This window comes from Croceivirga sp. ABH4_376 (assembly GCF_056160685.1).
Genome location: NZ_JBSWXQ010000003.1, coordinates 39619 through 60019 on the forward strand (window position 1 = coordinate 39619; position 20401 = coordinate 60019).

General features: G+C 37.0%; 24 protein-coding genes. 7 read left to right on the forward strand and 17 right to left on the reverse strand.

Annotated features, from left to right (window positions below):
- Position 1: 1 nt before the first annotated feature.
- Positions 2-895, reverse strand: a complete 894-nt coding sequence (gene rsmH / locus ACXAGS_RS08655; RefSeq protein WP_474906161.1) for a 16S rRNA (cytosine(1402)-N(4))-methyltransferase RsmH — start codon at positions 893-895, stop codon at positions 2-4.
- On the reverse strand, positions 885-1358 hold the full coding sequence (locus ACXAGS_RS08660; RefSeq protein ID WP_474906162.1) for a division/cell wall cluster transcriptional repressor MraZ: 474 nt from the start codon (positions 1356-1358) through the stop codon (positions 885-887). Before ACXAGS_RS08660 ends, rsmH begins: the two co-directional genes overlap by 11 nt.
- Positions 1359-1617: 259 nt before the next feature.
- On the opposite strand from ACXAGS_RS08660, the gene ACXAGS_RS08665 reads away from it, so the two are divergent.
- From ACXAGS_RS08665 to ACXAGS_RS08675, 3 genes are all read left to right on the forward strand, one after another.
- Complete coding sequence (locus ACXAGS_RS08665) at positions 1618-2382, forward strand: alpha/beta fold hydrolase (protein ID WP_474906163.1); 765 nt, start codon at positions 1618-1620, stop codon at positions 2380-2382.
- A 50-nt stretch (positions 2383-2432) separates the two neighbouring features.
- Positions 2433-3053 (forward strand): ribosome biogenesis GTP-binding protein YihA/YsxC, encoded by a 621-nt coding sequence (gene yihA, locus ACXAGS_RS08670; RefSeq protein WP_474906164.1) that lies wholly within the window; start codon positions 2433-2435, stop codon positions 3051-3053.
- Between the two features lie 92 nt (positions 3054-3145).
- The gene (locus ACXAGS_RS08675; protein WP_474906165.1) at positions 3146-3643 is read left to right on the forward strand and encodes a hypothetical protein; all 498 of its coding nucleotides are present in this window, start codon (positions 3146-3148) and stop codon (positions 3641-3643) included.
- A gap of 8 nt (positions 3644-3651) precedes the next feature.
- Here ACXAGS_RS08675 and gldC read toward each other — a convergent pair whose 3' ends face one another.
- Both gldC and gldB read right to left on the reverse strand, forming a co-directional pair.
- On the reverse strand, positions 3652-3987 hold the full coding sequence (gene gldC / locus ACXAGS_RS08680; RefSeq protein ID WP_010519126.1) for a gliding motility protein GldC: 336 nt from the start codon (positions 3985-3987) through the stop codon (positions 3652-3654).
- Positions 3987-4955, reverse strand: a complete 969-nt coding sequence (gene gldB / locus ACXAGS_RS08685; RefSeq protein ID WP_474906166.1) for a gliding motility lipoprotein GldB — start codon at positions 4953-4955, stop codon at positions 3987-3989. The genes gldC and gldB overlap by 1 nt, the downstream gene beginning before the upstream one ends.
- 66 nt (positions 4956-5021) lie before the next feature.
- Between gldB and nadE the strand changes: the two genes are divergently transcribed.
- A complete protein-coding gene (gene nadE / locus ACXAGS_RS08690) occupies positions 5022-5819 on the forward strand; it encodes an NAD(+) synthase (RefSeq protein ID WP_474906167.1) in 798 nt (265 codons plus the stop codon).
- 165 nt (positions 5820-5984) lie between these two features.
- Positions 5985-6614, forward strand: coding sequence for a response regulator (locus ACXAGS_RS08695; RefSeq protein ID WP_474906168.1), 630 nt, complete (start codon positions 5985-5987; stop codon positions 6612-6614).
- Between the two features lie 55 nt (positions 6615-6669).
- On the opposite strand, the gene dnaG is transcribed toward ACXAGS_RS08695, so the two are convergent.
- Positions 6670-8643 carry a DNA primase gene (dnaG, locus tag ACXAGS_RS08700; RefSeq protein ID WP_474906169.1) on the reverse strand — a complete coding sequence of 658 codons (1974 nt, stop codon included), beginning with the start codon at positions 8641-8643 and terminating at the stop codon, positions 6670-6672.
- 69 nt (positions 8644-8712) lie between these two features.
- Between dnaG and ACXAGS_RS08705 the strand changes: the two genes are divergently transcribed.
- Complete coding sequence (locus ACXAGS_RS08705) at positions 8713-8958, forward strand: zinc-ribbon domain-containing protein (protein ID WP_474906170.1); 246 nt, start codon at positions 8713-8715, stop codon at positions 8956-8958.
- 2 nt (positions 8959-8960) lie between these two features.
- Here the strand turns inward: ACXAGS_RS08705 and ACXAGS_RS08710 are convergent, their stop codons facing one another.
- The 10 genes from ACXAGS_RS08710 to rsgA all read right to left on the reverse strand — a co-directional run bounded on the left by ACXAGS_RS08710 (position 8961) and on the right by rsgA (position 17907).
- Positions 8961-10040: a hypothetical protein gene (locus tag ACXAGS_RS08710; RefSeq protein ID WP_474906171.1), complete on the reverse strand. Its 1080-nt coding sequence runs from the start codon at positions 10038-10040 to the stop codon at positions 8961-8963.
- Between the two features lie 83 nt (positions 10041-10123).
- Positions 10124-10858, reverse strand: a complete 735-nt coding sequence (locus ACXAGS_RS08715; RefSeq protein WP_474906172.1) for a hypothetical protein — start codon at positions 10856-10858, stop codon at positions 10124-10126.
- A gap of 11 nt (positions 10859-10869) precedes the next feature.
- Positions 10870-11436, reverse strand: a complete 567-nt coding sequence (locus ACXAGS_RS08720) for an RNA polymerase sigma factor (RefSeq protein WP_474906173.1) — start codon at positions 11434-11436, stop codon at positions 10870-10872.
- Between the two features lie 115 nt (positions 11437-11551).
- Entirely contained in the window at positions 11552-12529 is a 978-nt protein-coding gene (locus tag ACXAGS_RS08725) for a polyprenyl synthetase family protein (RefSeq protein ID WP_474906174.1), read from the reverse strand.
- A 116-nt stretch (positions 12530-12645) separates the two neighbouring features.
- Positions 12646-13683, reverse strand: coding sequence for a dual-specificity RNA methyltransferase RlmN (rlmN, locus tag ACXAGS_RS08730; protein ID WP_474906175.1), 1038 nt, complete (start codon positions 13681-13683; stop codon positions 12646-12648).
- 83 nt (positions 13684-13766) lie between these two features.
- Positions 13767-14816 (reverse strand): tRNA preQ1(34) S-adenosylmethionine ribosyltransferase-isomerase QueA, encoded by a 1050-nt coding sequence (gene queA / locus ACXAGS_RS08735; RefSeq protein ID WP_474906176.1) that lies wholly within the window; start codon positions 14814-14816, stop codon positions 13767-13769.
- 77 nt (positions 14817-14893) lie between these two features.
- Positions 14894-16123 (reverse strand): 3-phosphoshikimate 1-carboxyvinyltransferase, encoded by a 1230-nt coding sequence (locus tag ACXAGS_RS08740; protein ID WP_474906177.1) that lies wholly within the window; start codon positions 16121-16123, stop codon positions 14894-14896.
- A gap of 44 nt (positions 16124-16167) precedes the next feature.
- Entirely contained in the window at positions 16168-16494 is a 327-nt protein-coding gene (locus ACXAGS_RS08745) for a nucleotide pyrophosphohydrolase (protein ID WP_474906178.1), read from the reverse strand.
- A 7-nt stretch (positions 16495-16501) separates the two neighbouring features.
- Positions 16502-16954, reverse strand: coding sequence for a D-aminoacyl-tRNA deacylase (gene dtd, locus ACXAGS_RS08750; protein ID WP_474906179.1), 453 nt, complete (start codon positions 16952-16954; stop codon positions 16502-16504).
- Complete coding sequence (rsgA, locus tag ACXAGS_RS08755) at positions 16954-17907, reverse strand: ribosome small subunit-dependent GTPase A (RefSeq protein WP_474906180.1); 954 nt, start codon at positions 17905-17907, stop codon at positions 16954-16956. The genes dtd and rsgA overlap by 1 nt, the downstream gene beginning before the upstream one ends.
- Before the next feature lie 104 nt (positions 17908-18011).
- Here rsgA and ACXAGS_RS08760 point away from each other — a divergent pair, with 104 nt between their 5' ends.
- Positions 18012-18452 (forward strand): hypothetical protein, encoded by a 441-nt coding sequence (locus ACXAGS_RS08760; RefSeq protein ID WP_474906181.1) that lies wholly within the window; start codon positions 18012-18014, stop codon positions 18450-18452.
- A gap of 64 nt (positions 18453-18516) precedes the next feature.
- Here the strand turns inward: ACXAGS_RS08760 and ACXAGS_RS08765 are convergent, their stop codons facing one another.
- A complete protein-coding gene (locus tag ACXAGS_RS08765; RefSeq protein ID WP_474906182.1) occupies positions 18517-19191 on the reverse strand; it encodes a head GIN domain-containing protein in 675 nt (224 codons plus the stop codon).
- 122 nt (positions 19192-19313) lie between these two features.
- Entirely contained in the window at positions 19314-20396 is a 1083-nt protein-coding gene (locus tag ACXAGS_RS08770) for a chorismate mutase (protein WP_474906183.1), read from the reverse strand.
- Positions 20397-20401 lie beyond the last annotated feature (5 nt).

Here is a 20401-nt window from a genome sequence, read left to right on the forward strand (position 1 = left end):
ATTACAACCGTTCTGCTATTCTCAATTTGGCGCTACGCGCTCTATTATTTCTTGCTATTTCTTCTGCCGTTGGCACAATTAAACCACCAACCTTTTTAAGCGGCACATCTACATTCCCATAAAAATCCTTCTCCGCCTCACCTACAAATTTTCCATCTCTTATAAATCGTTTCACCAACCGATCCTCCAAAGAATGATAGCTGATCACACTTAACCTTCCGCCCGTTTTTAAAACCTCTGGAATTTGAATCAAAAAATCTTTTAAAACAGCTATTTCCTCATTAACCTCTATGCGAACCGCCTGATAGATTTGCGCTAAAATTTTGTTTTCTTTCGCCTTAGGCAAAAATTTACCCAAAACCCCTTTGAGCTGCTCTGTTGTTTTAATTTCGCCCTCTATCCTAGCATTTACAATAGCAGCAGCAATTCCGTAGGCATTCCTTAACTCTCCATACTCCTTTAGAACCCGCGTCAATTCCTTTACATCATATTCGTTTACTACCTCAAAAGCAGAAATAGACTTTCTACGGTCCATTCGCATATCCAAATCACCATCAAAGCGAATAGAAAATCCCCTATCGGCCTCATCAAACTGATGCGATGACACACCAAAATCCGCCAAAACACCATCAACTTGTTTTACACCATGAAAACGCAAATACTGTTTTAAGAACCTAAAATTCTCATTGATCAACACAAACCTTTCATCATCCAAAGCATTAGCCAACGCATCTTCATCTTGATCAAAAGCAAACAACCTTCCAGAAGGCCCAAGCCTTGACAATATCTCTTTTGAGTGGCCACCACCACCAAAGGTGACATCTACATAAACACCATTTTCTTTAATGGCCAAACCATCCACGGTTTCTTTAAGCAACACAGGATCATGATACATTGTCTCCACTTTTATTAGGACTCATAACCCTTTTTGCCAAAGCCTTCTTTTCTTCTTTGGTAGCCGTAATTGCCTTCTCATAGGTGTCTTTATCCCAAATTTCCAAATGCTTACCAATTGGCGCTATTACAATTTCCTTAGTAATACCTACCATACCAATAACATCTTTAGGGATTAACAACCTACCATTTGCATCTACCTCTATTTGACGCAAACCAGCTGTATACATCCTTATAAAATCAAGGTTTTCTTCGTCAAACCTGCTTTTCTGGTTTAATTCAGACATAACCCTGTTCCATTCATAAGCAGGATACAACTCCAAACAATCACTGTAATACGCCTTTTTAATAAAAAACCCATCTTTTAACACAGGGGCCATCTGGTTGCGCAACGCAACAGGTAGCATTACCCTACCCTTGGCATCGGCCTTACAGTTAAATACCCCAAAGAAAAAAATGTCCAAAATCGGCGTGTTTCTTATTACAACTCAAAAATATAAAATTTATTACCACATTTTACCACAAAACCCCACATTGTTAATAAAATGCGAACATTCTAACCACTTTTTGACACTTTAGCCCAAAATTTGAGACACTTTTTACCACTCGGTTTACAAAAAGCTTTTTAAAAAAGCTTTTAACATTTTTAGGAAAACCAAAAAAAAGTGTGTTATTGCATTCTTTTGAAATCCCTATATTTGCCCACATTCGTAACCAACTTAAATGGAGGAGAAAATTGTACAGGACGGCAAGTACCGTTACATAGAGCTAGGAGAAGGCACTCCTATCATTATCTTACATGGATTAATGGGCGGCCTAAGTAATTTCCACGGCGTAACCGAGTATTTTCCAACAAAAGGCTATAAAGTTCTAGTTCCTGAGCTACCCATTTATGATATGCCGGTAATTAAGACGACAGTAAAGAATTTTGCTAAATTTCTTAAGGAATTTATTGAGCATAAAGGTTTAAAGGATGTTATTCTACTGGGCAACTCCCTAGGCGGCCATATTGGCTTGTTACACACCAAATTATATCCTGAGATGGTCAAAGCTTTGGTCATAACCGGAAGTTCCGGGTTATACGAAAGTGCCATGGGCGATGGATACCCAAAACGGGGAGACTACGAGTTTATCAAGAAAAAAGCACAAGATGTTTTTTATGATCCAGAAGTGGCTACAAAAGAAATTGTAGACGAGGTTTTTGCTACCGTAAACGACAGGATGAAATTGGTAAAAACATTAGCCATTGCCAAGAGTGCCATACGCCACAATATGGCAAAGGATTTACCCAATATGAATACACCAACCTGTATAATTTGGGGAAAACAGGACAACGTTACACCACCAAATGTGGCCGAAGAATTTCATCAATTATTACCCGATTCAGATTTATTCTGGATAGACAAATGTGGGCACGCACCAATGATGGAACATCCTGAAGATTTTAACCAAATCTTAGACAACTGGCTACAGAAAAGAGCGTTTTAAACAAGCGTTCTTTTGACTTACCGTATCTTTGAGTTCCAAAAGGAACCTAAATGAAAATTACCGCTGCAGAGTTTGTGATGAGCAACTCAGACGTTGCTAAATGCCCTAAAGAACCACTACCGGAATATGCTTTTATTGGACGTTCTAACGTAGGTAAATCCTCGCTGATAAATATGCTGGTAGACCGCAAGAGTTTGGCAAAAACTTCTGGCAGACCGGGTAAGACGCAGCTAATCAACCACTTTAAAATTAATAAGAATTGGTTTTTGGTAGATTTACCAGGGTATGGTTATGCCCGTGTTTCCAAAAAAGACAAGAAGACGTTTCAAAAATACATTACCGAGTATTTTTTAAAACGTAAACAACTAGTCTGTGCTTTTGTTTTAGTTGATATACGCCATGAACCACAACCAATAGACATGGAGTTTATGGAATGGTTGGGCAGTAACGGTATTCCCTTTGCTATTATTTTTACCAAAGCAGACAAACTTAAGCCCGGAGCAATAGAAAAAAATGTAAAAGCTTATTTAACGGAGTTATTAGCTTCGGTTTGGGAAGAAACACCACCTTACTTCATCACCTCTTCTAGCAAACATTTGGGTAAGGAGGAGTTACTTAATTATATAGCAGAGATCAATCAAAATCTAAACCCTAAAGATTTAATGGTCTAATTTTTTAAGATTAAGAACCATCTATATTTCTAACGGTTTCCAAACTACATTTCTCAATTAATCCGTATCTTTTAATTCATAAAAGACCATAAATGACACAGCAAAACGGACCACAAAGAACGCCCAAAAACTTTCTAAAAACCGCAAAAATTATTCATCTAGCACTAGCCATGGGTTGTTTGGCCATATGCGCCTATTTCTACTATAATACCCAAATGAATTTTACTGATGAATTGAACTTAACAGACCCTATGATTTACATCTTACCCGTTATAGGTGCCATTGCCTTTTTTGCCAGCTCTGTTATGTATAAAAATCTATTAGACAAAGCTAAAACACAACCTTCTTTACTTAATAAGTTGAACGGGTTTTTAAGTGCTAACATTGTTAGATACGCCATAATTGAAGGCGCAACCTTACTTAATATTATTTGGTTTAGCACCACGGGTACCCCACTCTACATTACTGTAGCCGGAACTTTATTGATTTATCTATTTTGGTTAAGACCTACAAAAGATAAAGTAATAGAAGACCTTGCGCTAAGAGGCAAAGACAAAGCCAAATTTGAAGCCTTTGACCAAGATTTATAGCAACCTAGCTATTTTTTTAGGTCAAGTTTGTCCGCAAAATACTCACAAAAGTCTTTCATGGTGGCTGTCATTTTTTCATCCTGAGTGGCGCGCATAAAAGTATCTGCCATAGTAACTAAGGTTTGATGAAAAAACACTTTCATCTCGTCTACAGGCATATCCTTTGTCCACAAATCAATTTTTAAGGATTCTTGCTTAGCGCTATCCCAAACGGAAAGCATCATTGCTTTTGCCTCTTCATTATCTACTCCACCATCTTGAGCAGACCAGCTTAATTCTTCTGGAACCCTATTTTCATCTAATCCCACCTTCAACTTTATCTCAGAAGTATGTACTACAGCCATTATTTTCTTGGTTTATAATTTGAATTTTTAAATATATCATCTGCCGGTAAATCCAATAATTCAATTACAGAAACCTCCGGGTTTTTATCCATGTATTTTTTTACAATTTGCCAACCAATGTACCTACCTAACCGTCCGGGAGATTCACGATCTAATTCAAGGCCAAATTTTGAAAACGGGGCTGGGTCTAAAAAACGCCTGTCTAAAGCACTGTCCGTACTATATAACAATTGCTCTTCTATAAAATAGCGCCAAATTTGCTCCTCATTGTTCTGTGCCCATGCTATCTCTTCCGCAGTGAAACCTATTTTTTGCGCATCTGTATTATTAGGTAATAAAAGGTCTTTTAAATACAACTCCTTTCCATGGTAAACCATGCGAGACAAAAAAGTTCTATTTCTGGGTAGTGCGTTAACCTTTTTAGCAAAAGCACTGGCAACATCTGAAAGTAGAAATTGTTTATCCAAACCATTGGCAATATACTTGGACATACCCTCATAGAAGAAGTGATCAGCACCTAAATAATTGTCCAATCCAATTAGCAAAAGAGAATCCGTAAGCACCACTCGTGTATCATATTGTACTTCTGAAATCAGAGTAACTATTTTTGGTGCTTTAAAACGTGGAAAGTAATAAGTAATATGTTTAAAAAAAGATTCTAAACCTGTTTGTTGCGTCTCAAAATCTCCAAAAGTTTTGTCTACTTCTTCTTTTAGCTGCCGTTGCAGGGTGTCTTTAAGCTTATGTGCCCAAATACTATCTGGAACAACTTTTGGAAACAAATAAGGAAATTCTGCTTTTAAACTAGGAATATCTTCTACAGTGGAATTTGCAAACAATTCATCAAAACGCTTAACGGTGATATCAACGGGAACTTTTGCTATTTCCTGTTCTATTTTAGACTCTTCTTTGCAGGAAAAGAGTAAAATCACCAAAAAGAATGACAAGAAATACGGATACAACTTCATTTTTAAAGCTACAGCGTTTAAATTTACAAGGTGCAAAGGTAATTTTTTGATAGTAAAAACAATAGTATGCAAACAGAAAAGGTAGTAGACCACATTGTTAATTGGTTAAAAACATACGCTAACAATGCCAATATAAAAGGATTTGTAATAGGTATTTCTGGCGGAATTGACTCTGCCGTCACTTCTACGCTATGCGCAAGAACAGGGCTAGACCTTATGTGTATAGAAATGCCAATACACCAAGCAGAAAGCCAGGTAACACGTGCAGACCGCCATATTGACTGGCTTATGAAAAACTATCCTAATGTAAGCAGACAACCAGTAAACCTAACTCCCGTTTTTGATAGTTTGGTAGCGGCACTCCCTAAGGTAAAAAACGAAGAGGAACGTTTTATGTCTTTAGCAAATACAAGAGCAAGACTTAGAATGACCACCTTATACTACTTTGCCGCTTTACACGGGTATTTGGTAGCCGGTACCGGAAACAAGGTAGAAGATTTTGGGGTTGGATTTTATACCAAATATGGTGATGGCGGTGTAGACTTAAGCCCAATTGCAGATTTAGTAAAAACCGAAGTATACCAAATAGGAAGTTTCTTGGGCGTAAACCAAGATATTTTAGAAGCAGCACCAACAGATGGTCTTTGGGGAGACGACAGAACAGATGAAGACCAAATTGGAGCATCCTACCCAGAATTGGAATGGGCTATGGAAATGGCGGATGCCGGTAAAACCGCGAATGATTTTGAGGGGCGCAAAAAAGAGGTGTTTACCATTTACAAGCGTTTTAATACCGCAAACAAACATAAAATGGTACCAATACCGGTTTGCGAAATCCCTAAAGCGTTAAAATCAGCAGATTAACCACTTTATACCGACTTAAAACGAATAAAACCCTAGAAATTCTGTGTTTTTTATGAAAAAACGCAAATTTGTCGTGTTTATTGGTTAACTTGCCTGTCAGTATTTGTAATCTTTTATTTATTAAATACTACCAACAGGCCTTAATTTTAAAGATTTACTACCACAATGATCAAAGTTCTTATAGCGGACAGCCACCCAATTGTTCGTTTAGGTATAAAGGATGTTTTAAACTCCGAGACTGGATTTGAAGTTATTGCAGATGTAGCTTCTACAAGCGAACTGTTTGAAACCCTTAAAAGCGTTTCTCCTGACGTAGTTATGCTAGAAATGGATATACCTGAAATTAACGGTATTGCCACCCTAAGAAAACTAAAACAAGATTTCCCAAAAACAAAAGTGCTAATGTATAGTGGCCAATCTGAAGATGTTTACGCTTTGAGTACCATTAGAGCAGGGGCGTTTGGCTATCTATCTAAAACTGCGGATGTTAATTATATTATTTCTGCCGTTAAAAAGGTAGCAGAAGGAAACATGTTCATTACCAACGAACTAGCGCAACGATTAGCGTTTGATGAGGGCACCCAAAAACCAAGAAGATTCTTTAGAAAATTATCTACTAGAGAAATCGAGGTTTTAAAATTATTGGCAAGTGGTAAGCGAAACAAGGAAGTTGCAGAAGGCCTTAACCTAAACGAAAAAACAGTTAGTACCTACAAAGCCCGTTTAATGCGTAAATTAAACGTAGATAACCTAGTAGACCTGTTACAGCAAGCAAAAGCTTTGGAACTATACTAGCCTATAAAATAAAATGACTATAAATATAAAACCCTAGTTATTCTAGGGTTTTTCTTTATCCCAATACTCGGTTTAGTTTAGAATTCAATAATTTACTAAGCTGTATATAATTCATTATTTCTTCCAACACTTCGGTATTAACCTCCATAGAGTTTTCGGTCTCTTTTTGAAGTTGGTTTATTCTATTTTTAATCAAATTACAACGCAAAGACAATATGGTTTCACTTACCAATTGGGCTACCCCTATCTCTTTGTCTTTTGGATATATATCCTTTCGTTCCCAATTATGCAATACATACTTTTCTTCATCCATTAAAATAGAGCTTACTTGCTGCATCTCTTCTTGCCCCAAGGTTGGTAGAAATTTTTTGATATCAAATTCGGCAGTTGCATTCAAATGCTCAATTAGTTGGGTATATATAGCCCTGAAGCTTTCGTTAGACAATTCCACTTCATCTTCCTGTAAATCCAAAAAAATCTTCTCATATACTCTAGCTTCCAGTGCTTCTGGCTGTAAAACCAAATCTCCCTTATCGTTCTCCTTAAGCACTAAATCCTCAAAAGTTTCCAACTTACTACCATAAATCAATAGCAGCTCAATTATTTTGTGCTCAAGTATAAATTGCACATCAACTTTTTCAGGTTTGGGTTCTGGCCGTACTACATCAAAAGCTTTTTGATCTGTCTTTTGTTTTTTAGCAGCATCCGTAACCAACTTTTTATTAATTTGCGCCAAGGTGTTGTATAAAACAGCCTCGGATACATTCATCAATTTAGCGCATTCCTGTACATATATTTCACGCTTAATTTGATCCGGTATTTTAGAAATACTATTTACAATATCCCTTACGGTATCTGCTCTTTTTAACGGATCGTTGGCCGCCTCTTTAGCCAATAGCGAAGTTTTAAACTGAATAAAATCTTGAGCATTTTCTTTTAGGTAATGAGCTATTTCTTCCTCTGTATTGTTCTTAGCAAAACTATCTGGATCTTCGCCCTCTGGAAACGTACAAATCTTAACATTCATACCTTGCTCTAGAATAAGGTCTACACCACGTAAAGAGGCACGCAAACCAGCCGCATCACCATCAAATAAAACCGTAATATTTTTAGTTAACCTGTGTATTAAACGTATTTGTTCCGGGGTTAGAGCCGTACCACTAGATGCAACTACATTCGCTATTCCAGATTGGTTCATCTGAATTACATCTGTATACCCTTCAACCAAAAAACAATTGTCTTCTTTTGCTATAGCTTGCTTGGCATGGTAAATTCCATATAAGACCTTGCTTTTATGATAAATTTCACTCTCTGGAGAATTTAGGTATTTGGCCGCCTTTTTATCATTGGTTAAAATTCGCCCACCAAAACCCAAAACCCTACCACTCATAGAATGAATTGGAAACATTACCCTACCTTTAAAACGATCAAACGTTTTGCGTTCTTGACCTTGTTGCTCCTTAACAATGGTTAAACCGGTTTTCTCCAAATAGTCTAGCTTGTAACCTTCTCCTAAGGCCGCTTTGGTAAATGCTTCCCACTGATCCGGATTGTAACCCAAACCAAACTTTTTAATGGTTTGATCAGTAAAACCACGCTCTTTAAAATAACTTAAACCAATAGCTTTACCCGGCTCTGTATTCCATAAGGTTTTTTCGTAGAACTTTTGGGCATATTCTGAAACCAAAAACATGCTCTCCCGTTCATTGGCCTGTTCTTTTTGCTCATTGGTCTGCTCTGTTTCTTCTATATCTATGTTGTACTTTTTGGCCAAGTACTTAATAGCCTCTGGATAACTAAAATGTTCGTGCTCCATGATAAAAGCCACTACATTACCACCTTTGCCGCTACTAAAATCTTTCCATATTTGTTTAACCGGGCTTACCATAAAACTAGGGGTACGCTCATCTGTAAATGGGCTAAGCCCTTTGTAGTTTGTTCCCGATTTTTTAAGCTGAACAAAATCGCCTATTACCTCTTCTACCCTTGCGGTTTCATATACTTGGTCTATGGTAGATTTTGATATCATTTAAAATGAAAAAATTTAGCGCGTTAGATTACTACCTTTGTAGTAGAATTCAAAGATAATTAATCGGCAATGATTCTATTCTTCGGCACTAAAAAAGGAAAAGAAAATAGCAACAAAATGCCTAGCGTGGTTTGTGGGCATTGTGGACAAAAAGGAACGGTAACGCTTTATTCCCAAGAAACCTTAGTACATGTATTTTGGTTGCCCATTACTAAAATAGGAACAAACCACTATGCGGAATGTTCCCATTGTAATCGCGTGTACTATAAAAACGACTTTTCTGCTGATATGCTTAAAATCATAAATGAAAGATAGTACTACAAATCAAACCGAAGGCCTACGGATATATTTCTTTGCGTTATAGCGGCATCTTTAAAAATAGGGTTTAAATCGTACTTTACATACAACAACATACCATCTACCCCTGCGTATGCACTTAAACCATAAATTAGATTGCTTGTATTGTAATCTCGCTTAAGCTTATCTTTTATCCTATCCCCGTCCATTTGGTATTTTAACTTTTGGCGCGTACCTATATTAAAACCTCCGTAACCCCCAAATCCTAATCTAAACTGATCTTGTAGGCTGTATCTAATTTTTTCCTCGGTCTTGTATGTTTTAGACGGTCCAATCTCAAAATGGATTGGAAAAACCAAGTTATCCATTCTTAATTTTGATTTATCTAGCTCAACATCAAATTCTTGTAACTCGGTCTGATTACCATTCATCACAAAATATTGATTGTTTTCTGGTTTTAAGCCATTAAATTGAAAAGAGAACCCGTAATTAAACCGCAACCAATTGCTATTCTTAAATACCCTGGTTCGCCATTGCCAACCCATTTCAAAAAAGCGACTGCCCGCTAGTTTATATGGTGTATCCGAAAAGGATTCCCCTTCTATGATGGCATTGTTAAACCCAATGGCCATAACAAAATCTGAATAGGTACGGCGGTCATATTTTGTTTCTGACCTGTGAGGATTATTATTGATTCTAATACCAAATAAATTGCCATTATCCCCATCTTCATTACCAAAACCAATTTCTATGGCACGTAGGTAATTAAGAGTATCTACTTCTAAAACTTTACCTTTATTACGCTCAATTAACGCTATCTTATTTTCTAGAATTGCAATTCTATTTTCAATATTTAAGGCTCTTTTTTTAGCTGCTTCGGCTTTAAGTTCCTCTGCTTCTTTTTTGGTAATGAGTTTTGCTTCTAGCTTTTCGTTTATAGCCTCTACCTCTTCCTTAAGTTCTTGCTTTTCTTGCTGGGTTATTTCCGTTTTTAATGCTTTTAATTTCTCAATTTCCTTTTGTGTTTGTTCCGCTTGTGCATAGGTACAAAACGTTCCTAATAGCACTAAAAACATACTTACAATAACTTTGTTTTTCATGATTTTTGTTAATTTAAACCCGTATTTGCCCACCCTCCCAATTAAGAGAGGGCAGCGAATACAGATGATTGATTGATGAATAATTACTGATTACGTTCGGCAACGGCAGTACGCACCTTAAAAAAGCCGTCTTTTAATTTATCAAAAACTTTGTCCCTAAAACTTTGGTCTAGCTCGGTTTCTACCGCTGCCAATAAAGCCATGGCATCTACATTACCGTTTGGACGCACTATTTTTTCTTGTAAGATTTCCTTCTGGGCATTCAACAGCAATGAGTCTATCTCAGAATCTAACAAACTAGCGTTTTTGGATTTCTCCAAGGCTGTAACCTCTGCCAATACTTGCTCTAACTTTCCGTTAACCAAACTATCTAGTTGTTGGTCTTTTACCGGTATAGCTTGCGCTAATTCTTCTTTTTTGGGCGGCATTACTTGTGCTAATTTGGGCAATTGTTTCTTTACCACTATTTCATTTCCACCTTTTACTTCTTTTTTAGATTCTTGAGCAACGGCAGTAGCCTCAATTGCCTGTTTAGTTGTTGAAGTTTTAAACTGCTCCTCCTGCTTTATATTTTCATTGGAAGTGTCTTCCACTTCAACAAGTTGTATTGGATCAGGAACAGCCACGTTAGTTGTATTAAAAAATGCAAAAAGACCCAACACTACCAAAATAGTTGCCGCTACAGCCCACCAAATAGTTATTGGTTTTTTCTTGGCAGGAACATCTAATTGCGATGCAATTTTATCCCAACTTGATGCTGCAGGTTCTATTTTTCGCTGCTCCAAGGTGTTTTTAATATGTTTTTCTAACTTTTCCATCTCTCTTTCTTTTATCGCTGCATTGTTCTGTTATCAAATTCTTTCTGCAACTTAAGATTCTCTTGCAATTGTTTACGTGCTTTAGATAATTGGGATTTAGAAGTACCAACGGTAATATCCAATAATTCTGCAATTTCCTGATGTTTGTACCCCTCTACCGCATACAAAACAAAAACCATTTTATACCCTTCTGGTAAAGCATCTATTAATTGCTGTACATATTCCACGTCTAATTCCGTATTGGAATGGTAAGAAGGTTGTTGTTTTTCAAACACCTCATCGTCATATACTACAAACTGTTTTTTACGCAAATAGGTAATGCTTTCCCTAACCATAATTCTACGAACCCAGCCCTCAAAACTTCCTTTAAACTCAAAAGATTGCAACCCTTTAAAAACCTTTACAAACGCTGTTACCATAACATCTTCTGCAAAATGAGCATCTTTAACATATTGCCTGCACACACTCAACATCTTTGGCGCAAATTGTTCATAGATAGCCTGTTGGGCGTCTCTACTTCCTTTTTGTGCCTTTTTTATGAGCAACTTTTCGTTATTGTAAAAAGGTATAATCTTCAATGTGTTTAGATTGTCTTCTATAGCTATAGACGCTGAAACAATAAAAAGGGTTGCCTAAAAATAATATTTAGGCTACTTATTTTTACAAAACACTGAAAAATAGCGAAGTAATTACTTATTTTTTTCGCTCTACTACGTAATTAACCATTAAGGTTAGTGCCTCTTTATAGGGAGAATCAGGGTAGTCTTTTAGTAGGCCAAGCGCTTCGTCTTTAAATTCCATCATCTTAGTAATAGCATATTCCAGACCGCCAGCTTCTTTTACGTAGGCAATGACTTCTTTTACACGCTTCTTGTTCTTATTATGATTTTTGATGGAATTGATTAACCAGCGCTTTTTTTCTTTTGAACTTTGGTTGAGCGCATATATCAAAGGCAAGGTCATTTTTTGCTCCTTTATATCGATACCTGTTGGTTTACCGATGCGTTCCTCACCGTAATCAAACAAATCGTCTTTAATTTGAAACGCCATTCCACATAACTCACCAAACCGTTTAAATATAGCAACTTCTTTAGATTCTGGCCGTACCGAAGCTGCACCCATACTGCAACAGGCGGCAATTAATGTTGCCGTTTTTTGACGAATAATCTCGTAATAAACCTCCTCTGTAATATCTAGTTTACGGGCCTTTTCTATTTGTAGCAACTCACCCTCACTCATAGAACGTACAGAACCTGAAATTATCTGCAATAAATCATAATCACCACGCTCTAAAGAAACCAATAAGCCTTTAGAAAAAAGATAATCGCCCACTAAAACGGCAATCTTATTTTTCCATAAGGCATTAATGGAAAAGAAGCCACGGCGTTTGTTGCTATCATCTACTACATCGTCATGCACCAAACTGGCCGTGTGTATAAGTTCAATTATAGAAGCCCCGGTATACGTACGCTCTACAACTTCACCATTGTTAAGCATTTTGGCCGTTAAAAACACAAACATAGGCCGCATTTGCTTCCCCTTCCTATTTACAATGTAGTAGGTAATTCTATTGAGCAATGCAACTTTAGAAGACATGGATTCATGGAACTTTTTTTCAAAAAGTTCCATTTCTTGCTCTATAGGTTCACGTATTTGTGCTGCTACCTTCAATGAATTGAAATATAGTTGTCTTTGAGCCTTCAAAAGTAACGAAAATGGGAGACCTCCGCACTATTGTTTCAAGAATTAAGACGGGGAACAATAATTGTAGGATGAAGCGTAAAATTTTAGCTCTTATTTGCCAATTGCCCACAAGCGGCATCAATATCTTTTCCGCGAGAACGCCTAACCGTAACCGTGATGCCATTTTTCTCTAAAGTGGTAATATATCTATTTAAAGCCTCATCAGAAGCCTGTTGAAACTCACCATCATCTATAGGGTTGTATTCTATTAAGTTTACTTTAGAAGGGGCAAATTTGCAGAACTTAACCAAGGCATCTACATCTTTCTGCGTATCGTTAATGCCACGCCAGACCACATACTCATAGGTAATTCTGTTTTTGGTTTTGGCATACCAATATTCTAATGCCTCTCGTAAATCTTTTAGTGGAAAAGTGCTATTAAAAGGCATTATAGCGGTTCTAACCTCATCTATTGCAGAGTGCAATGAAACCGCTAGCTTGAAACGGACTTCTTCATCTGCCATTTTTTTAATCATCTTGGGCACACCGGAGGTTGAAACGGTAATCCGTTTTGGAGACATCCCTAAACCCTCTTCTGAAGTAATCATATTAATAGCCTTAAGAACATTATTATAGTTCATTAAAGGCTCTCCCATACCCATAAAAACAATATTACTTAAAGGCCTATCATGGTACAACCTGCTTTGGTTGTCTATAGCCACTACTTGGTCATATATTTCATCTGGATTTAAGTTGCGCATGCGCTTTAGACGGGCAGTAGCACAAAAACGGCAATCCAAACTGCACCCAACCTGACTAGAAACACAAGCTGTAGTTCTGGTTTCCGTAGGGATTAAAACGGATTCTACCACCAAATCATCATGCAATTTTACTGCATTTTTAATAGTACCATCCGTACTCCTTTGCATCTGGTCTACACGGATATTATTGATGGTAAAATTAGTTTCGAGCATTTCTCTAGTTTCCTTAGAGATATTGGTCATGGCCTCAAAAGAATGCGCAGACTTTTTCCAGAGCCATTCATAAACTTGATTGCCCCTAAAAGCTTTATCGCCTTGCGCTACAAAAAAATTACGCAATTGCTCTTTGGTTAATGCCCTTATATCCTTTTTATCTGCCATCGGTGCAAAGGTAAGAAAGTAAAATTCCTGCCCAGACATGCATCCAGACAGGAATTGTATATTTTAAATTTAATCCTGTTAACTTAGATAATTAACATAGCATCACCATAAGAATAGAAACGGTAATTTTCTAAAATGGCCTGCTTGTAAGATTTCTTCATTAAATCGTGCCCCATAAAGGCAGATATCATCATTAATAAAGTAGATTTTGGCAAGTGGAAATTAGTAATCATACAATCCGCAATGCTAAAATCATATGGTGGAAAAATGAATTTGTTGGTCCAACCTTCAAACGTATTCAATGTTCTTTCAGAAGAAACAGCACTCTCTAAACCACGCATAACCGTTGTACCAACTGCACAAACTTTCTTTTTATTGGCCTTGGCATTATTTACAATTTCAGTAGCCTTTTCATCAATTACCAATTCTTCGCTATCCATCTTGTGCTTAGATAGGTCTTCTACTTCTACTGGGTTAAACGTACCTAAACCAACGTGCAAAGTTACCTCGGCAAAATCTACACCTTTAATTTCCAAACGCTTTAACAAGTGTTTGCTAAAATGTAGACCGGCAGTTGGTGCCGCAACTGCACCTTCGTGCTTGGCATAAATAGTTTGGTAACGGTCTTCATCTTCTGCCGTAACCTCTCTTTTTATGTATTTTGGAAGTGGCGTTTCTCCCAATTCCCTTAATTTTCTTCTAAAATCCGTATAGGAGCCATCGTATAAAAAACGAAGGGTTCTACCTCTAGAAGTTGTATTATCTATAACTTCTGCAACCAAACTTTCATCGTCTCCAAAATACAATTTGTTACCTATACGTATTTTTCTTGCAGGATCTACCAATACGTCCCAAAGACGCTGCTCCTCGTTAAGCTCTCTTAACAAAAACACCTCTATTCTAGCTCCTGTCTTCTCTTTGTTACCAAATAATCTAGCCGGAAAAACTTTGGTATTGTTCAATACCATAACATCCCCCTCGTCAAAGTACTCAATCATGTCTTTGAACATTCGGTGTTCTATTTTACCGGTATCTTTATGGATAACCATTAATTTGGATTCGTCCCTGTTTTCTGCAGGATACTCGGCCAATAATTCTTTTGGAAGATCAAAATTGAAGTTAGATAATTTCATCTGGGCGTTTTGAATTTTTAGGATGGCAAATATACAATCTACAACGAGGGGTTGTCAAGTAAATTATCGATTATTCCTTAAACTGTTGCTACATTAAAGCCAACAAGCTCCATATCTTTCCAAAAATCCGGATAAGATTTGGACACAACACCCGCATCATTAACAAAGAAATTGGTTTTCATAGCCAAAGGAGCAAAAGCCATAGCCATTCTGTGATCGTTGTACGTATCTACGGCTACATCGCTTCCAATTAAATTATTACATTCCAATGTTAGACTTTCTTCTGTTATAGTAACCACGGCCCCAAATTTTTCCAATTCAGTTTTCATAGCTGCTAGACGATCTGTTTCTTTGATTGGCAAGGTGTGTAGGCCGGTTAAATGACAAACCATACCCAACCCGTAACACGTTACTGCAATGGTTTGTGCAATATCTGGTGCATTGGCTAAATCCAATTCAACGCTATCCGCCAGCTGCTCTCCATTTTTTTCTAACACTATGGTATTCTCGGAATACGTTGTACTTACTCCAAATTGCTGATAAATGGATGCCAGAACGCTATCGCCCTGCAAGGAATGCTCTTTATAACTAGACAACTTAATTTTACTACCTATTTCTGCAAGTGCCACAATACTATAAAAATAGCTTGCCGCACTCCAGTCAGATTCTACTGTCATGGTTTTAGAGGTAACCTCCTCTTTGGGCATTACCTCAATAGTGTTATCTTTAAAAGTAGCGACGATACCAATTTCATCTAACAACCCTAAGGTCATTTTTATATAGGGCACAGAGGTAATTTTACCTACCAATTCAATTTCTAGTCCGTCTGGCAAACTTGGTGCTACAAGAATTAGGGACGAAATGTATTGACTACTAATATTGGCCGGTAAACTAACTTTGTTTCGGTTTAGCTTTTTTCCTGTAATTTTTAAGGGAGGATACCCCTCTTCTTCAACATATTCTATTGCTGCACCAAGAGACCTGAGCGCCTCTACCAATATTTTAATAGGGCGTTCTTTCATACGTTTAGAACCCGTAAGAACAACTGTCTTACCTTCTTGCGTGGCAAAATAAGACGTTAAAAAACGCATGGCAGTACCAGCATGATGAATATCTACCGTGCCATTGGCTATTGCCAATCCTTTTTGCATTACTTCCGCATCATCAGAATTGGACAGGTTATCTATTTTAAGATTAGGAAAAAGTGCTTGCAATAATAACAATCTATTGGTCTCACTCTTTGACCCTGTAATTTGAATTTCTTTATCCAGTAACAAATTTTCTGGAGCGCTTAAAGCTAATTTCAATTTATTAGAAATTTAATACCGATTAGTAAGCGACAAAGATAGGCTTATTTAAGTTTTTGGTTGTTGTGATGGCGGTCATGATCCCGCTTGGTTTTCAAATCCAACTTTTTTTCAAAAGCTTGTTGTAAATCCACTCCTGTTTGGTTGGCTAAACACAATACTACAAAGACTACGTCTGCCAGTTCTTCTCCTAAATCTTTGTTTTTATCAGATTCTTTTTCGCTCTGCTCTCCATACCTGCGAGCAATTATACGAGCCACCTCACCAACTTCTTCAGTAAGTTGTGCCATGTTGGTTAATTCGTTAAAATAACGAACCCCGTGCGTTTTTATCCACTCGTCTACGGCTTGTTGTGCGTTTTGTATGTTCATTATACTATTATTCCTTATTCTTGGTATCGATTATAATTGTTACTGGACCATCATTCAATAGTTCTACTTTCATATCCGCTCCAAATTTACCTATTCCTATCTCTTTACCTAGTTCTTTTTGAAACTGATGAACAAACGCTTCATATAAAGGTATGGCCACGGAGGGTTTTGAAGCTTTTAAATATGATGGTCTATTCCCTTTTTTGGTACTAGCGTGTAGGGTAAATTGACTCACGACTATTGCATCACCTTCACTTTCTTTTAACGATAAGTTCATTACTCCGTCAGCGTCATTAAAAATGCGAAGGTTTACTACCTTACGACACAACCAATCTATATCTTCTTTGGTATCTGCATCTTCTATGCCAACCAATACCAGTACACCTTTACCTATTTTACTTAAAACAACCCCTTCTACCGTAACCGAAGCATAAGCAACACGCTGTACAACAACCTTCATTATTTTTCTTTGTAAATATCTTGTCTGTAACTTGAGTCTACATCTTCCGTTAACATTTGCACATAACTACGGTAGCGACTCCATGAAACCTCATCGTTGTCCAATGCCTCCTTTACCGCACATTTAGGCTCATCTAAGTGCAGGCAATTATTAAATTTACATTCTGATTTTAATTCAAAAAACTCTGGAAAATAATCGCCTATTTCATCTTTTTCCATCTCTACTATTCCAAATCCACGAATTCCTGGTGTATCAATGATTTGGGCATTGAAGCTTAAATCGTACATCTCTGCAAAAGTAGTTGTGTGTTGGCCTTGTGCATGCTGTTCAGAAATTTCTGCGGTTTTTAGTTTTAATCCTGGCTCTAAAGCATTTACCAAAGTAGATTTACCAACCCCTGAATGACCAGAAAACATACTAACCTTGTTCAACATCAGTTCTTTAACCAAGTGCGTATTTTTACCTTCCTTGGCAGAAATTTCTAAAACCTTGTAACCAATATTCTTATACAAATCCATTAGATATGCTACTTCTGCCCGTTCTTCAAGGGCGTAAGCATCTACCTTGTTAAAAAGCAGTATTGCGGGTATATCATAAGCCTCTGCGGTAACTAAAAATCGGTCTATAAAACTGGTAAATGTTGTAGGATTATTTAAGGTTATCATTAAAAACACTTGATCTAAATTGGCCGCGATAATATGTACTTGTTTAGACAGGTTAACCGATTTACGGATGATATAGTTTTGTCTTTCTTCTATTTTATGGATTACACCAACCGTTTCATCTCCTTTTGTTTCTAACTTAAAATGTACTTTATCCCCTACCGCTATTGGATTGGTACTTTTAATACCCTTAATACGGAATTTACCCTTAATTCTACATTCATAAAACTTACCGTCCTCTGCCTTTACGGTATACCAACTGCCGGTAGATTTATAAACGGTACCTATCATAGACTGTTCTTTGAAAATAGTTCTTTTAACAAAGAAACAATTTTATACCTAATTCGTCCGTTGTGTATAACATCAAATTTAAAATCAACATTAAAAACAAAAACATGAAAAAACTAGTAGTATTTGCCTTATTTGCATTGGTAGCAACCGTAAATGTACAAGCGCAACAATACAAGGTTATTACCAGTGTTGAATCTATTGTACCAAATGGTTTAGGTAGATCAAGGATTATTAATGCCCAAGAAGAGAAAGATTATAGAGAGTTTACCTCTGTACAGACCGAAGAGGATAATACCAGAAACAAATCTAAACGAGACGAAATACGTGTTAAGAATTTTGAAGAAACCAAGTTATTGAACTTTTACAACATTGGTGGTATTCGTTTTCAAAATATAGCCGCTAATGATGCTTTGATTACTTCTATGATAAACGACATGGTTTCTCAAGGATGGCAATTAGAGCATGTAATCAGTGCCGTGGAAAGCGAAGGCGGAAAAGGAGACGGACAAGGTATATTTATTACGCGTTATATCTTTAAAAAGTAAAACGATTTTACAAAAAATAAAAAGCCCCAGCCTACAGCTGGGGCTTTTTATTTTTTCTATCAATTTAATTTCTTACCCGTATACTACCGCCTACCAAGGTTTTCTTCCTTACCTTCTTTGGGTTTCCAAAAATATCCACATCTCCGCCAGCTTTAACATTTACATCTATACTTTCAGAAGCATAGACTTCCGCTTCTCCTCCTGCAGATATTTTTACTTCAGATGCCATAGTTCTTAATTCCCTGCCTTCAAAAATACCTCCGGTGTTCAATGTTACCGTTTGGTTCTCTGCTAAACCAGACACTTCTAAAATACCACCTGTAACGGCTCTCATTTCTGCATACTCTACATCTAAACCGGCAATAATTCTAGCGCCTTCTTGTGTTCTTAATTCAATTCTATTCTGCTCTATAAGTTCATTACAGACAATTTTTGCGCCTTCATTACCATCTATAACGTCAATATCCTTATAGTACACTTCTATAAACGTATCTTCTCCGGTAAACTTTTTGTCCAACTGCATTCTAAGTTTTAAAACGCCATCGTTATTGGTCCATTTAATATCGTCTACATTTAGGCCTTTAATAATGATTTTATCCTCGTCTGATTGGATTAGATTGACTTCTATCAAATCAAAAACTTTGATTTTATGAAAATCACCAACGTTATTTTCTATCATCCGTTGAGAAAAAACTGAAGATGAAATGGCCAATATTAAAAGGGCAACTATTTTTTTCATGACTGTTTGTTTTTTGTTTGCCTTAAAGATGACACCTTTTTTGATTTGTTACACTTGTAAAAATAAAAAGGCCATTTCTATATAGAAATGACCCTTTTGCCTTGACACTAAGATTTTAACTACTAAGAGTTGATTATCTTCTCTTGGTGGTTAATAGATTCTTGGTGAATTGCTTTAAACATTTTTAAAACGAATTCTTCACTTAATCCATGCTGCTCACCCTCTAAAATCATTTTACCTAAGATAGTATTCCATCTATTGGTTTGTAAAACAGCAACGTTCTTTTGTTTTTTCAACTCACCAATACCATCAGAAACTTTCATCCTTTTACCTAAAGTCTCAATCAATTGGTTATCAATAACATCAATCTGTGCTCTTAGGTTACTTAAATGCGCATTGTATTCTGCTTCTGGATCACTTTCTTTTCTGATTTTTAGATCTCTCATGATTTGAACCAATTTCTCAGGAGTTACCTGCTGTGCGGCATCACTCCATGCATTATCTGGATCATGGTGTGTTTCAATCATCAATCCATCAAAATTTAAATCCAAAGCAGTTTGCGAAACATCAAAAATCATGTCTCTCTTACCTGTGATATGAGATGGATCATTGATCAAAGGTAAATCTGGAAATCTGTTCTGAAATTCAATCGCCATTTGCCATTCTGGGATATTTCTATACTTGGTCTTCTCATACGTAGAAAACCCTCTGTGTATTGCCCCTAGCTTTTTAATACCTGCAGTATGCAAACGCTCTATACCACCTAACCACAAGGCTAAATCTGGGTTCACAGGATTCTTTACCAAGACAATTTTATCCGTGCCTTTTAGGGCATCTGCCAATTCTTGCATTATAAACGGGCTCACCGTAGAACGTGCGCCGATCCATAACAAATCCACATCGTGCTCCAAAGCCAAATCTACGTGTGCTTTATTAGCAACCTCCGTGGCCGTTTTTAAACCGGTCTCTTCTTTAACTTTTTGCAACCACTTTAATCCTATGGCGCCTACTCCTTCAAAATTTCCTGGTCTTGTTCTTGGTTTCCATATCCCGGCACGGTAATAATTTACATCGGTGTCTTTAAGCTGGTGTGCAATTTTAAGCACCTGCTCTTCGGTTTCTGCGCTACATGGACCTGCAACAACTAATGGATGTGGCAACGCCATATCATCCAACCATTTCCTCATCTCTTTTGAATTTTCCATAATCC